The organism is Collinsella sp. HCP3S3_E11, from assembly GCF_052067375.1.
Lineage (GTDB): Bacteria > Actinomycetota > Coriobacteriia > Coriobacteriales > Coriobacteriaceae > Collinsella.
The window spans coordinates 26615-40543 of sequence record NZ_JBQHQI010000017.1 but is presented as its reverse complement, the minus strand read 5'-3'; the positions used below and the strand labels follow the sequence as shown (position 1 = coordinate 40543).

General features: G+C 59.1%; 12 protein-coding genes. 5 read left to right on the top strand and 7 right to left on the bottom strand.

Features of this window, described 5'->3' with window-relative positions; translation table 11 throughout:
- Positions 1-280: 280 nt before the first annotated feature.
- The 7 genes from gyrA to ACTM86_RS08285 all read right to left on the bottom strand — a co-directional run bounded on the left by gyrA (position 281) and on the right by ACTM86_RS08285 (position 11415).
- Positions 281-2992: a DNA gyrase subunit A gene (gyrA, locus tag ACTM86_RS08315; RefSeq protein ID WP_441017078.1), complete on the bottom strand. Its 2712-nt coding sequence runs from the start codon at positions 2990-2992 to the stop codon at positions 281-283.
- Between the two features lie 185 nt (positions 2993-3177).
- Positions 3178-5208, bottom strand: a complete 2031-nt coding sequence (gene gyrB / locus ACTM86_RS08310; RefSeq protein ID WP_441017072.1) for a DNA topoisomerase (ATP-hydrolyzing) subunit B — start codon at positions 5206-5208, stop codon at positions 3178-3180.
- A gap of 104 nt (positions 5209-5312) precedes the next feature.
- Positions 5313-5876 carry a DciA family protein gene (locus tag ACTM86_RS08305; protein ID WP_441017069.1) on the bottom strand — a complete coding sequence of 188 codons (564 nt, stop codon included), beginning with the start codon at positions 5874-5876 and terminating at the stop codon, positions 5313-5315.
- Positions 5863-6969, bottom strand: a complete 1107-nt coding sequence (recF, locus tag ACTM86_RS08300; RefSeq protein WP_441017066.1) for a DNA replication/repair protein RecF — start codon at positions 6967-6969, stop codon at positions 5863-5865. The genes ACTM86_RS08305 and recF overlap by 14 nt, the downstream gene beginning before the upstream one ends.
- Before the next feature lie 9 nt (positions 6970-6978).
- Entirely contained in the window at positions 6979-8082 is a 1104-nt protein-coding gene (dnaN, locus tag ACTM86_RS08295; protein ID WP_427748154.1) for a DNA polymerase III subunit beta, read from the bottom strand.
- A gap of 238 nt (positions 8083-8320) precedes the next feature.
- The gene (locus ACTM86_RS08290) at positions 8321-10024 is read right to left on the bottom strand and encodes a DnaA ATPase domain-containing protein (RefSeq protein WP_441017063.1); all 1704 of its coding nucleotides are present in this window, start codon (positions 10022-10024) and stop codon (positions 8321-8323) included.
- A 14-nt stretch (positions 10025-10038) separates the two neighbouring features.
- Entirely contained in the window at positions 10039-11415 is a 1377-nt protein-coding gene (locus tag ACTM86_RS08285) for an ATP-binding protein (protein WP_441017060.1), read from the bottom strand.
- A gap of 345 nt (positions 11416-11760) precedes the next feature.
- Here ACTM86_RS08285 and rpmH point away from each other — a divergent pair, with 345 nt between their 5' ends.
- Genes rpmH through ACTM86_RS08260 form a run of 5 tightly spaced genes read left to right on the top strand, consistent with a single transcriptional unit; the run spans position 11761 to position 13889 of the window.
- Entirely contained in the window at positions 11761-11895 is a 135-nt protein-coding gene (rpmH, locus tag ACTM86_RS08280; protein ID WP_019127408.1) for a 50S ribosomal protein L34, read from the top strand.
- A 20-nt stretch (positions 11896-11915) separates the two neighbouring features.
- Complete coding sequence (gene rnpA / locus ACTM86_RS08275) at positions 11916-12254, top strand: ribonuclease P protein component (protein ID WP_154516785.1); 339 nt, start codon at positions 11916-11918, stop codon at positions 12252-12254.
- A complete protein-coding gene (gene yidD, locus ACTM86_RS08270; protein ID WP_441017057.1) occupies positions 12251-12475 on the top strand; it encodes a membrane protein insertion efficiency factor YidD in 225 nt (74 codons plus the stop codon). The genes rnpA and yidD overlap by 4 nt, the downstream gene beginning before the upstream one ends.
- Positions 12476-12504: 29 nt before the next feature.
- Positions 12505-13275, top strand: coding sequence for a YidC/Oxa1 family membrane protein insertase (locus ACTM86_RS08265; protein ID WP_441017054.1), 771 nt, complete (start codon positions 12505-12507; stop codon positions 13273-13275).
- A 44-nt stretch (positions 13276-13319) separates the two neighbouring features.
- Positions 13320-13889, top strand: coding sequence for a Jag family protein (locus ACTM86_RS08260; protein ID WP_441017051.1), 570 nt, complete (start codon positions 13320-13322; stop codon positions 13887-13889).
- Positions 13890-13929: the final 40 nt, after the last annotated feature.

The following is a 13929-nucleotide window of genomic DNA, read 5'->3' as shown; positions in this document are numbered from 1 at the left end:
GGACATGTCGAAGCTGGAGGAGATGGACGAGCTGAGGGGAAAGGCGGAGGGCTAGAAGAGGACGGGGCCGAGGACGGCTAAATCAATTTGCGAAAGAATCTTGACGGTACCACGAAGGCCACATTAAGTGGCCTTCTTTGCGTGCGGAACTCGCGACAAACCAACACTATCTCGCCAGCCCAGCGACCATGGGGTCCCAAGGTTTTCAAAAAAGCGGTCGGCGCGCAGTGCGCCGACCGCCGATATATGGGGTCTGATGATTTTTACCAGCTAGGGCCTCTTACTCGTCTAGGAGATCCTCTGGTATGTCGTTGCCGTCGCCTGGGTCGACTGGGGCCTCTTCGGTGACGTATGCGGTCTCGGCACTCTCGCCCTCGGGCTTCTCTTCGGCGGCCGTCATGCGGGCAACGGCGCACACGTGGTCGTCATCGCTTACGGTCATCATCTTGACACCCTGCGTGGTTCGACCGGTCCGGCTGATCTCGTCGGTCTTGACGCGAATGACCGTCGCGCCCTCCGTCACGATAAACAACTCATGCTGCGGGCCGACCGCCTTCATGGCCGCAAGGTTGCCCTTGCGCTCGGTCATTTGGATGGTGTAGACACCCTGGCCGCCGCGGTTTTGCTCCGGATAATCCGAGACCGGCGTGCGCTTGCCGTAGCCGCACTCGGTAATGACAAACAGGTCGCCCTCGCCGTTGGTGACCTCCATGCCCAGGACACTCACGCCGTCCTTCATGCCAATGCCGCGGACACCGCTGGTGTCGCGGCCGGTAGCGCGAACCTGGTCCTCGGGGAACATGATCGCCTTGCCCGCAGTGGTGGCCATGATGATCTTGTCGCCCTCGCGTACGCGGCGCACGGCGAGCAGCGCGTCGTCGTCCCTCAGGTTGATGGCGATGAGGCCATCGCGGCGGCTGCGATCATAGGCGCTCATCACGGTCTTCTTGACCATGCCGTTCTTGGTGGCAAACATCAGGTACTCATCGGCGGGGAACTCACGACAGCTAATGACGCTCGCGATCTTCTCGCCCTCCTCGAAGGGAAGCAGGTTGACGATTGCGGTGCCGCGTGCCTGGCGCGTACCAACCGGCAGCTCGTGCACCTTCAGACGGTAGACCTTGCCCTTGCTCGAGAAGAACAGCACATACTCGTGGGTGGAAGCGATAAACATCTCGTCAATAACGTCGTCCTCTTTAAGGTTGACGCCCGACACGCCCTTGCCGCCGCGCTTCTGGGCGCGGTAAGCGGCCACCGGGATACGCTTCACATAGCCGGTGTGGGTGATCGTCACGACCATGTCCTCGTCGGCGATGAGGTCCTCGACGTCCAGATCCTTCTCGACCTGGCTGATCTCGGTACGGCGCTTGTCGCCAAACTTCTTGGAGATCTCGCGCATCTCTTCCTTGATGACGCCCAGAATCTTCTCCTCGTGCGTCAGCAGGTCCTCGTAGTAGGCGATAGCACGGCGCAGGCCGTCCAGCTCTTCCTGGATCTTGTCGCGCTCCAGGCCGGTCAGGCGACGCAGCTTCATCTCGAGGATGGCCGTGGTCTGCTCGGGCGTAAAGCCAAAACGCTCAATCAGCCGGCTGCTGGCCTCGGCATCGGTCTGCGAGGAGCGAATGATGCTAATGACCTCGTCGATATGGTCGAGGGCCATAAGGTAGCCCTCAAGGATATGTGCACGGGCCTGGGCCTTTTTAAGGTCAAAGTGGGTGCGGCGGGTGACTACGTCGACCTGGTGGTCGATGTAGTGCTGCAGCATCTCGCGCAGGCTCAGGCATTTAGGAACGCCATTGACGAGCGCCAGATTGTTGGCACCAAAGGTGGTCTGCAGCGAGGTGTACTTATACAGGTTGTTAAGTACGACCTGCGGGATAACGCCCTTCTTGAGCTCAATGACCAGACGGATGCCCTTTTGGTTGGACTCGTCGCGCATGTCCGAGATGCCCTCGATGCGCTTGTCGTTTACGAGCTGGGCGATTTTCTCCTGAAGGGTGCCCTTGTTGACCATGTAGGGAATCTCGGTAAAGACCAGGCGGCTGCGGCCGGTCTTGGTGGACTCCACATGGGCCTTGGCGCGCACGGTGATGGAACCGCGGCCGGTCTCGTAGCTCTGCTTAATGCCGGCGCTACCCATGATGATGGCACCGGTGGGAAAGTCCGGGCCGGGCATAATCTGCATGAGCTCGTCGACGGTGGCGTCGGGGTTGTCGATCAGGTAGCAGGTGGCCTCGATCGCCTCGGTGAGGTTATGCGGGGCGATATTGGTGGCCATGCCTACAGCGATGCCTTGGCTGCCGTTAACCAGCAGGTTGGGGAAGCGTGCGGGCAGTACCACGGGCTCGGCGAGCGACTCGTCGTAGTTGGGCTGCCAGTCGACGGTATCCTTCTGCAGGTCGCGGAGCAGCTCCATGGCGGGCTTTGCCAGACGGCTCTCGGTGTAACGCATAGCTGCGGCACCGTCGCCGTCGATGTTGCCAAAGTTGCCGTGGCCGTCGATAAGCGGCGTGCGCATGGAGAACCACTGCGCCAGACGAACCATGGTCTCATAGACCGCGGAGTCGCCGTGGGGGTGGTACTTACCGATAACTTCGCCGACCGTCCAGGCCGACTTCTTGTGCGGGCGGTTGGGGTAGATGCCGCTCTCGTTCATGGCGTACAGGATGCGGCGGTGCACCGGCTTTAAGCCGTCGCGCACGTCCGGCAGGGCGCGTGCCGTAATGACCGACATCGAGTACTCGATAAACGACTGCTTCATCTCGCGGCCAAACTCCGAAATCTGGAGCTGGCCGCCGTTGATGTCCTCGCCGGCCGAGGCGCCGCGATCGACCGCGCCAAAGCTCTCCTCGAGCTCGGCGTCGTCATCCTCTTCCTCTTCATCCTCGACATCGGGGTTGTAGGAATCCGGGTCGCCATCCTCGCCCTGCTCGGCGCGGGCGAGCAGGCGCTTCAGATCATCGGGCATACCGGCGTCGCCGGCCTCGTCCATACCCTCGTTGTTGTTGATATCGTCTGCCACGTTACCTCCTCATGGTTTGCGTGGTCCATTAGTTCCCTACCACGGAGACGGCTTTTCCAGGTGCCGCAGATTCGCCCGAAAGAGGAGGGAAGCGTACTTGGGTACGCAACCGACGATTGAGGGCGAAGGTGCGGTGGCTGGGAAAGCCGAACAGGTTAGGCATCTAAGAAGCGTGCATCATGCGCGTGTTTTTCAATGTACTCGCGGCGATAGCCCACCTCGGAACCCATGAGCTCGCGTACGGCACGGTCCGCCACCACGGCATCCTCGATCGTCACGCGCTGCAAAATGCGGGTCTTGGGGTCCATCGTCGTCGAGGCAAGCTGCTTGGGGTCCATCTCACCCAGGCCCTTGTAGCGCTGGACGGTATAGCCCTTGCGCTTCTTGGTGATCTTGCCATCCTTGGCCTTGCCGTCCTCGTCGTTGTCGTCGGGGCTCAGGCCCAGGCTCTGAATGGTGTCGCGCAGAATCTCGTCTTCGGGCTGTCGGCCGTTGGGATACACGTAGTGGATCTTGTTGCGCACCTTAATGCCAAAGATGGGCGGGCAGGCAACATAGACATAGCCGGCATCGATCAGCGGACGCATGTACTTGTAGAAGAACGTCAGCAGCAGGATGCGGATATGCGCACCGTCGACATCTGCATCGGTCATGATGATGATCTTGTGGTAGCGCGCCTTGGTGATATCGAAGTCGCCGCCGTCGCCGGCGCTCGTCGTGACGCCGCAACCGATCGCGGTGATCAGCGACTGGATGGTGTCGCTCGAGAACGCACGATGGTCACCCACGCGCTCGACGTTCAGAATCTTGCCGCGCAGGGGCAGAATCGCCTGGATGTCTCGGCGACGGCCGTCCTTGGCCGAACCGCCTGCCGAGTCGCCCTCTACGATGAAGAGCTCGGTCAGCTCGGCATCGCGCACCGAGCAGTCGGCGAGTTTGCCGGGCAGCGACGCCGTCTCGAGCAGGCTCTTGCGACGGGTCGCCTCGCGCGCCTTGCGGGCGGCGTTACGGGCCTTGCAGGCCTGCTGCGCCTTCTTGACGATCTCGCGGGCGGGCTTGGGGTGCTCCTCGAGGTAGTCGGCAAGACCGTCGGTCACAATCTTGAGCGTAAGCGCGCGCATGTAGGAACTACCGAGCTTGGCCTTGGTCTGGCCCTCAAACTGCGGATCGGGCAGCTTGACCGAGATGACGGCCGAGAGACCCTCGCGCACGTCGTCACCGCTCAGGTTGGCCTCTTTCTCCTTAAGCAGGTTCTGCTTGCGGGCGTAATCGTTAATCACGCGGGTGAGGGCGGTGCGGAAGCCCTCAAGGTGCATGCCGCCCTCGGGGGTGTAGATGTCGTTGGCAAACGACATGACGTTCTCGCCATAACCGGCGTTCCACTGCAGGGACACCTCGACCTCGCCCATCTTGGCCACGGGCGCATCCGGGTCCGATTTGCCCTCAATGTAGATGGGCTCCTTAAAGGCCTCGGGGACGTCCTTGCCGTCGTTGAGGAACTTGACGAAGTCGATGATGCCGCCCTCGTAGCAAAACTCCTCCACGCGGGGAGCCGCCTCACGCTCGTCAGTCAGCACGATCTTGAGGTTCTTGTTGAGAAACGCCGTCTCTTGCAGACGATTGTGCAGTGTATCGAAATCGTAGACGCAGGTCTCGAAGATCTCGTCGTCGGGCCAGAAGGAGACGGTGGTGCCCGTCGAATCCGAGGTGCCCACGACCTCCATCTTCTTGACGGTCTTGCCGCGCGAGAATTCCATCTCGTAGATATTGCCGTCGCGGCGCACCTGTACGACCACGCGCTTGGACAGGGCGTTGACAACGGAGATGCCCACGCCGTGCAGACCGCCGGAAACCTTATAGGCCGAGTTATCGAACTTACCGCCGGCGTGAAGGATCGTCATGACGACTTCGAGCGTCGGAATCTTTTTGACAGGGTGCTCGTCGACGGGGATGCCGCGCCCGTTATCGACGACCGTAATGGAGTTGTCGGCGTGGACCGTCACCTGAATCTCGGTGCAGAAACCGGCCATGGCCTCGTCGACGGAGTTGTCAACGATCTCCCACACCAGGTGGTGCAGACCGCTGGCGCTCGTCGAGCCGATATACATGCCCGGGCGCTTACGGACGGCTTCGAGACCCTCGAGGATCTTAATTTCGCCGCCATCGTAATCGTTTTCGTTTGCCACACGTCCTCCTTCGGTTAAGAAAATCTGTATAGCCTTACTATTTTATCGTAAAAAATACCCTCGGGGACGAGGGTATTTGCCTATACAAGGCCACCAGATGCGATTTAAGACTCTTTTTTGCTTTGCACGCCCTTGGCCCACTCGGCACTGGCCCTCATGGCGTTCTGGAGGGCCTCACGCAGTTTTTGGTCTTCGATGGGCGACACCTGGCGCTCGATCTCGGCACGCTCGGCTTCATTCAGGTCGGCATGCGGCGCGGGCGGGCGCTCGGGCGCGACCGGGCGCAGGCGCTCTTTTGCCGCGGGCGGTGTGTGGCCGGGGCGGGTCGTCTTAAATACCAGGCCATCCACATGCGCGCCGGCACGCTCCATGCGCGCGCGGATTATCTCGCGCAAAAGTGTCATCTCCTGTGTCCACGAGGGCGAATCGAGATACACCAGCAGCTCGTTGGACTCGGGAAGATAACGCAGCCCCGTCACGTGCCGGCCCTCGCGCGTGCCCGAGCACACCGCGTTCCAAGCACGGTAGACCGTACGCGATTCCTCGGCGGCCTCCATTTGCGCACGACGCTCGGGCGTAGCCGACGCCAAGATGCGCTGGCGCTCGGCACCCAAAAAGTCACTGAAGGCAGCCATGCCGTTCTCACGCTCGTAATTAGCATGCCTCACCCATGCTCACCACCTTGGCTCGATCAAGTAACTCATCGGTAAAGTATCCCAAATTGGTGGTGGTTATGACTGTCTGGATGTCGTCGCCGATCAGCTGCAAAAATGCGGCGCGGCGATCGCCGTCGAGCTCGCTCATCACGTCATCCAAAAGCAGCAGCGGGGCGGTACCCAGAATATCGCGGGCTACGGCCACCTCGGCCACCTTCCAAGCCAGAACCAACGTACGTTGCTGACCCTGACTGGCAAACGAGCGAGCCGAGCGGCCGGCGACCGAAAACTCAATCTCGTCGCGGTGCGGACCCACGAGTGTCACGCCGCGGCGGATTTCCTCGTCGGCGCGCTCGTCGAGCGCCGCGAGCATGTGCTCGTATGCCCAGCCCCTCAGCTCCTCGCGGTCATCGGTCTGGGGCAGCTCTCCCAACGTGGACGCATAGGCCACATCGGCCTCCTCCCCGGACGCAACCAGCCCGTAGGCATTGCGCACGTGGGCGTCCAAGCGATCGAGCAGGGCCAAGCGGTGCACCAGCAGGGCCGATCCGGCGCGGGCAATCGACTCATTCCACGCACCGAGCATCTCACGGCAGCACCATGTCTCTTTGAGCAGGGCGTTACGCTGCGTCACGCAGCGGCCATAGGCGCTTGCCAGATCGGCATAGCGGGCGCTCAGCTGCACGCCAAAGTCATCGAGCGCAGCGCGACGCACGCTGGCACCGCGCTTAACCATATCCAGATGATCGGGGCAGAACAAAACACTCGGCAGCACGCCGCGCACGCCAGAGGCGGCACACCGCTTGCCGTTGCGGCTAAACGAACGCTTACCGTCCTCCACGCATAGGCCCATGTCCAGCACGCGGCCATCGCCCTCGAGCCTAAGCTCGGCCCTGCACAAACCCGTGCCGTCGTGCACAAGCTCGACGGCAGTGGAATGCCTAAACGAGGCGCCGCTCGTTAGCAGCTGCAGTGCCTCTATGAGGTTGGTCTTTCCCGCCGCGTTGGGCCCCGCGAGCACCGTCACGCCATCGCTCAGTTCCAGGCGATAGCTATCGAAGCTGCGGTAGCGCGCGACGGAAAGATCGCGGGCGAACATGGCCATAGGGCGCCGCTAGATGCGCACCGGCATGACCAGGTACAGATAGTTGATCTTGTCGTAGGACTTAAAGATGCCGGCCTGCGAGTAGCTCTTGAGCTCCAGCGTGATCTCCTTCTCCTTGGACAGGGCGTTGAGACAGCCAAAGATGTAGTGGTAGTTAAAGGCAATGGTACCCGACTCGCCCTCGGCCTCGACATCGATCGTCTCCTGCGCCAGATCCTGGTCATTGGAGATGGAGGACAGGCCCATCTGGCCGTTCTCGACATCGATCTCAAACTTGACGGCGGGGTTGGCGCTCGCGATGACCGCCACGCGCTTGAGGGCGGCATTAAAAGCCGCCACGTCGATCTTGACGCTCGTTACGCACGAATCGGGGATGAGCTGCTTGTAGTTGGGATACACACCCTCTATGCGGCGCGACACGTAGGTGGTGTTGCCGGCTTCAAAGACAACCTGGGTGTCGGTGGCACCGATCATAATGGTCGCCTGGCTCGCCATGATGCTCAGGGCGTCGTTGAAGGCATCGGCCGGCACGTTGAGCTCAAAGGAGCCCTCGAGCGTCGAGGTCTCCACCTGCGTATCGCACACGGCCAGACGGAAGGAGTCGGTCGCCACCAGGCGCACGGTGTTGTTTTCGACTCTCATATGCACACCGCCCAGGATGGGGCGGGCCTTGTCGGTCGAGGTGACGCGCCACACGCGGCTGACCATCTCGGACAGAATGTCGGTCGGGAGCTCAACGGCGCTCTCGATGGCATAGGCCGGGAACTCGGGGAAATCGTTGGCATCGAGCGTATTCAGGCGGAAGGAACTCTTCTCGCAACCGATCAGCACCTGGCGCTCCGAAAGCTCAAAGGTAACTGGGGCATCGGGAAGGGTCTTGGTGATGTTGGAGAGCATCTTGCAGGGGATTACCATCTCACCTTCCTCTTCCACATGTGCCGCGATGCGGTGACGAATCGAGATAGTGTAGTTAGAGGTCTGGAATTCCAAGATGCCGTCTTGTGCCTTGATGAGCACGCCCGACAGAATAGGGAGGGTGGATGCCGAAGCGACACCCTTCATGACGACGCCGATTGCTTGCGTAAGCGAGCTCTGGCTGACGGTGAACTTCATCTTTTAATACCTTTCTATAGATATAAATATCTTAATAATAGTAATAGTACTGACGAAACTGTTGATTACTCCCAAACATGCAGGTCAAACCCAAAAAGAGAATCGACAGTTCCCTGTGTGCAACAGGGGTCGTTTTCCACGTTCAAAACCTGCGCAAAACTTTTCATCGGAGCAGGCTGGGTTTTAGACACCTTATGCCCGCGGTTTCGACAAGTTTTCAACAGGTGTGCCTATTTCCCTACGAGCGCAGTGTAATTTTGTCCCGTAGCGATTTGAGGTCCTCGGTCACGGTCCGGTCTTCCTGAATCATCTTCTGGACTTTTTTGTAGCTCGTGCTGACGGTCGAGTGGTTGCGGTTGCCAAACTCCGCACCCACGGCGGTGGTTGTCATCTCGCACATCTCGATCGCTAGGTAGATGGCGATATGGCGCGCCTTGGCGATACTGGCATTGCGGCGCGGACCAATGAGCTCCTCATGCGTCACGCCGTACTGCTCCTCGATAACAGACTGAACTGTCTGCACGTTGATCTTTTTGGCCGACGTGTCGAAGTACTGGCTGGCGATGGTATCGATGTCGTCGAAGCTCAGCTCGCTACCCTCGCGCTCGCGGTCGCCCGCCTCCCCGGCGCAGCGCTCGCAGAAGCTCTCGAGCTCACGGATGTTGGTGCCTGATACCTCCGCCATATGTTTAAAGTGCTCGTCGGTCAGATGTCCGCTGTCGCCACCGTAGGCCGCCAGCAGCGAGTCGTCGCCCGCCTCGGGCGCCGCCGCGATCGTGTTCTCGTAATAGCGCTGCAGAATCTTGTATTTCATCTCGTAGCTGGGCTCTGCTACCAAGCAGAGCATGCCGGCGTTAAAGCGGCTGGTCAGACGCTCGTCCATGTTCAGGTCCTTGGGCGCACGGTCTGCGGCAATCACGACCTTCTTGTTGTTGCGGATAAACTCGTCCATGAGCTGGAAAAAGTAGTCCACGCTCGCGCGCTTGCCGATGATGTTTTGGATGTCATCGATGATGAGCACGTCCACGCCGTGGTATGCCTGCATGATGGGAGCGTTACTCTTCTTTTGGCGGTCGAATTCTGTCATCAGATCATCGATGTATGCCTGTGAGTTGGCGTATTTCACTTTGATCTCGGGCGACTTCTCGGCGAGCTCGTTTTTGATGGCGAGCAGCAAGTGGGTCTTGCCTAAGCCCGATTTGCCATAGATGAACAGGGATGTGCAAGTACCGCGTTCGTCTGCGAGTGCGGCGAATTTAAGCGCCGAACGATAGGCGTGGCTGTTTTCGGGGCCGTAGACAAAGTTTTCGAAGGTGAATTTTGAGTTGGCCACGAGGGGCGCGCCATCGGCGTTCTGCTCGCCCGGCGCAGCAGCCGCAGGCACGCTCACAGGCGATGTCGAGACTGGTTTTGCGCTCTTGGCGGGTGCCACGCCCTTCATCTGATTCATCATGCGGCGGAAATCGTCGGCCGACAGCGTGTTTTTGATCGCGATGCCCGGTTCTTCGCCCGGCGCCGCGTCGTGCGCGACGGGCATGTGTGAAACGCTGGGCGCGGTTGCTACCGGCACGGCTGTTGCGTGGGGCATGGTTTCACGGGAAACATCGCTCGCATTGGTCTCCGGAGCCGCCACGGGGGCGACGGTCGTCAAAGGGGGAGTGACGGGTGCCGCCCCTGTGGCGCCTGTCGTGGGACCCTGTGGAGCCACGATGTTGAGCGCGATCGGCGCAAAGGCAATTTCTTCTAGGTAGTGCTCGATAGTCGGCTGGTGCTTTTTGAGCTGCGCAATGGCAAAGCGCGACGGTGCCTCGATGGTCAAGGTGTCCTCGGTCAGGCTCACGGCACACGATTGCCCCAACATGTTGATGAGGCGTGCATCTTGGCCGTCGCGCTGGCAAAAGGCGATGGCATCCTCCAGGATGATGCTTGCTTCCTCGTCCACTGTCTCTCCCGTCCTTAACTTTGGGCACGCACGCGAGCGCTGCCGAGTTCGGTCAGATGGTATTTCTGACCGTGTTTGATTACCAAGCCGGCCTGCGCCAAGTCATTGAGTGTGCGTGACCACGTGGGCGCGGAGTTTCCAAATGCTCGCGCCAGGTCGGTGGCGCCGCACTCTTGGTTTTGAGCCAGATATCCCAGCGCCGCGTTGCCGCGCTCGCTCACAAATACGTCCGGTTGCGGCTGTGCGTATTGATTCGCCGCATTAGGATACATCATTTGAGCTGCTGGTTGTTGAGAACTCTGCATGGTTGGCATCGGCTGTTGAAAACTTTGCGGCCACTGTTGGTATGGCTGCGGCGGCATCTGCTGGGCCCAGGGATGGTACGGCTGCGGCATCTGCTGATACGGCTGCTGATAGCCCTGGGGATACTGCTGCATATATTGCTGGGAGTATCCCTGCTGCGGCATATATTGTCCCGGATATGCCTGCGGGTACGGTTGGAAGCCCATCTGCCGAGCTCCTTGCATGCCCGTCACCTGCTGCATCGCGGCTGCATCCGAATCGGCCGGGACCATGGACTCCGCCGAGCCTTGAGTTGTCGTCTGTCCCGCGGGCTGGGGGTCCTGCATGGGCGGCATGCCGGGTTGATGCATCTGCTGCGAAACCATGGGCTGTTGCAGTGGGGGCGTGGCTATGGTTTGCTGCGGAGTCATCATTGCTTGCTGTGGAAATGCTCCCGGCAGTGGGTATTCCGACCCCTGGGTCTCGGGGCGCACGGCTGCCCCGCGCCCTCCCGCGCGCTCAATTTCCTGCACGCGCTTGGGGTCGAGGCTCACCGTGACGACGGTGCCGTTGCCCATGTTGTCTTCGATGGAGACTGCCCCGCCGGCGTTTTCCAGGTATTCCTGCACCATGGGAAAACCTGCCCCGGTGCCGCGTATATACCGCTTCATCTTGCTGTTTGCGCTGGTGACGCCAAAGTCGAAGGCGCGCTCTTTGTCGTCGATGCCCGGACCTTGGTCGGCAAAGCGGATAGTTTCCCCGCCGTCCAGGATCGAGATAATGGGCTCGGCAAAGTGGGCGTGGATAAAGTTTTCGACAATCTCGCGGATAACCATGAGTGAGATGTGTCCGCCTTGCTCTTTCATGCACTGGTAGACGGTGTTAGTCGTCTCTTCCAGATACGTGCGGATGTCTTGCGGCTCGATGACGATCACGCGCGGGGTCGAAAGCATGTCGTCATAGACGGCGATGCGCGCCGCATACATGGTTTTTGGTGTCTGTTTCGATGTCTGCTCGCCCTCTTCGCGCTCTTCGCGTACGCCGTTGATGTGCTCGTTGTCGGGTGCCGGGTCACCGGAATCGACCATGGTGTAAAAGTCGTCAGACATGCCGCTCGCAATCTTTCAAAAGGTTTCGGATAAATAGTAGCTCACCGTGCAATGTTTCTCATCTTTCGACAAGTTTTCAAAACATGTTGAAAACTTTGGAAAATGGGCGAAAAGTTCTCAACATTGCCAACATGACCTGTTGAAAACTCAGTGAAATATCGTGAAAAGTTGGAGTCATACTCAAAAACTCATCCGGCTTATGGCGGAACCGTGTGAACTGCGCAACCTTTTACCTTTGATTTCTTGACATTTGAACATTGATTTCCCTACAATCTTCAAGCTCACGTGTCTATATCTGCGTCCGCGCCCTCGCGGACACTCGAAATGCAGCAGGAGGAACTTAAGATGAAGCGTACGTATCAGCCTAATAAGCGTAAGCGTGCCAAGACCCATGGCTTCCGTGCCCGTATGGCCACCAAGGGTGGTCGTGCCGTGCTCGCCCGTCGCCGCGCCAAGGGCCGCAAGCGTCTCACTGTCTAGCAGCGATACACACATCTCGCATGAAGACTATTAAGTCTCGGCAAGATTTCGAGCATGTGTTCAGTCAGGGGCGTCGTTTCAATCATCCTCTGATTCGAATGACCATATGTGAATCGGTTGGCGAAGGCGACTCTGGAAGGGTCGCCTTCGTTGGTGCTAAACGACTCGGTTGCGCAGTTGTGCGCAACCGTTCTAAGCGTGTGATGCGCGAGGCCGCCCGCAGCTGCGGATTTCCTGTTGCGGGTTATGACATCATCTTGTTCGCGACCCCCAAGACGAGGATCTCGTCGCCGGAGGAGATGAACGAGGCATTGCGTTCGCTTGTGATACGCGCCGGCGTTGCCGGGGAGGAGCGATGAGCAATCACGTTTTGCGACGTGTTGCCATCGCTCCTATTCGCATATATCAACAGGTTATTTCGCCCTTATTGCCTGACACCTGCATTTATTATCCAACGTGTTCTCATTACGCCGTCCAGGCTATCGAGAAATACGGTGTTTGTAGAGGCTGCTGGCTTGCCGTGAGGCGCATCGCTCGCTGCAATCCCCTGCACGTCGGCGGTTATGACCCTGTGCCCTAGCGGGCACTCGCTATCGGAGGAAAAATTACATGTGGGATTGGATCGTTAACATCCTTTTCGAGCTGCTCAAGCTCATCCAGACCTTTGCGGTCGACTGGGGCCTGTCCATCATTATCCTGGTGGTCATCGTCCGTCTGCTGCTGACGCCGCTCATGCTCAAGTCGACCAAGTCGACGGCCCGTATGCAGGTGCTGCAGCCCAAGATGCTCGAGATCCAGGAGCGCTACGCCGACGATCCCCAACGTCAGGCCGAGGAGATGCAGAAGTTCTACAGCGAGAACAAGTTCAATCCGCTGTCCGGCTGTCTGCCGCTTCTGATTCAGATGCCTATCCTCATCGCCCTGTTTACGCTTCTGCAAAACCTGCCGCAGTACTTTAACGAGGGCACCTTCTCGTTCTTCAACATTCTGCCCGATCTGACTACCACGCCGAGCGCCTCTTTTGCCGATGGCTTTATGGTCGCACTGCCTGCGCTGGTTTGCCTGATTCTGTTTGCTGTCCTGACCCTGATTCCGCAGCTGTACATGTCGCGCAATCAGACTGGTCAGCAGGCCCAGAGCATGCGCATGATGGCCGTCGTCATGACCGTCATGATGCTCTGGATGGGTTGGAGCCTTCCCGTCGGTGTTCTTTTGTACTACGACGTGTCTTCTGCCTGGCAGGTTATCCAGCAGATCTTTGTGACGCAGAAGGTTATCGAGAAGGCTAAGGCCGAAGAGGAGGAGCGTCTTAAGAACGCCCCGCTGCAGGTTGAGGTCACGCGTCGCGAGAAGAAGCCGCGCCCGCACAAGAAGAAGTAGCGGTATAGTAATCTTATTTAGGTACCTAACTTTTGGAGTACGTTATGTCTGAAGAGATCGTCGAGGATATGCTTGAGGAGGTTGCCCCGCAGGCCGCGGGCGATTATCTCGGGATTGCACAGCGCTACAAGGCTGGTGAAGAGCTTACGGACGAAGAGCTCGACACCATTGCCGATGTTGCGATTTCTATTCTTCGTTCCATCCTTTCGCATTTCGACGCCGCCAACTCTCCTATCGATGAGTATGAGGGCGACGAGGGCGAACTGATTCTTGATGTAACGGCTCCCGACCTTGCCGTCCTTATTGGTCGTCATGGACGCACCCTTGATGCCCTTCAGGTTATGTTCTCGCTGTTGGTGAGTCGCAAGCTTGGCTTTAGGTATCCGGTCGTCGTCGACGTCGAGGGATATAAGAGCCGCCGCCAGGACAAGGTTGCCTCTATGGCTCAGTCTGCTGCCGAGCGGGCAGTGCGCACTCACAAAAGCGTTTCGCTTCCGCCCATGAATGCCTACGAGCGCCGTCTGGTTCATATTGCTCTTCGCGGCAACGACGCCGTCGACACGCATTCTGAGGGTTCTGACCCCGATCGTCATGTTGTGATTGTTGCTCGATAACCTAAACGAGCTTATCTTAAGGGGACGTGGAAACCACGCC

Bases quoted from the DNA above. Each gene is read 5' to 3' on its own strand.
- gyrA (WP_441017078.1), bottom strand. From the start codon at position 2,992: ATGGACGAGGCCGGCGACGCCGGTATGCCCGATGATCTGAAGCGCCTG.
- recF (WP_441017066.1), bottom strand. From the start codon at position 6,969: ATGGCCATGTTCGCCCGCGATCTTTCCGTCGCGCGCTACCGCAGCTTC.
- dnaN (WP_427748154.1), bottom strand. From the start codon at position 8,082: ATGAAGTTCACCGTCAGCCAGAGCTCGCTTACGCAAGCAATCGGCGTC.
- ACTM86_RS08285 (WP_441017060.1), bottom strand. From the start codon at position 11,415: ATGTCTGACGACTTTTACACCATGGTCGATTCCGGTGACCCGGCACCC.
- rpmH (WP_019127408.1), top strand. From the start codon at position 11,761: ATGAAGCGTACGTATCAGCCTAATAAGCGTAAGCGTGCCAAGACCCAT.
- rnpA (WP_154516785.1), top strand. From the start codon at position 11,916: ATGAAGACTATTAAGTCTCGGCAAGATTTCGAGCATGTGTTCAGTCAG.
- yidD (WP_441017057.1), top strand. From the start codon at position 12,251: ATGAGCAATCACGTTTTGCGACGTGTTGCCATCGCTCCTATTCGCATA.
- ACTM86_RS08265 (WP_441017054.1), top strand. From the start codon at position 12,505: ATGTGGGATTGGATCGTTAACATCCTTTTCGAGCTGCTCAAGCTCATC.
- ACTM86_RS08260 (WP_441017051.1), top strand. From the start codon at position 13,320: ATGTCTGAAGAGATCGTCGAGGATATGCTTGAGGAGGTTGCCCCGCAG.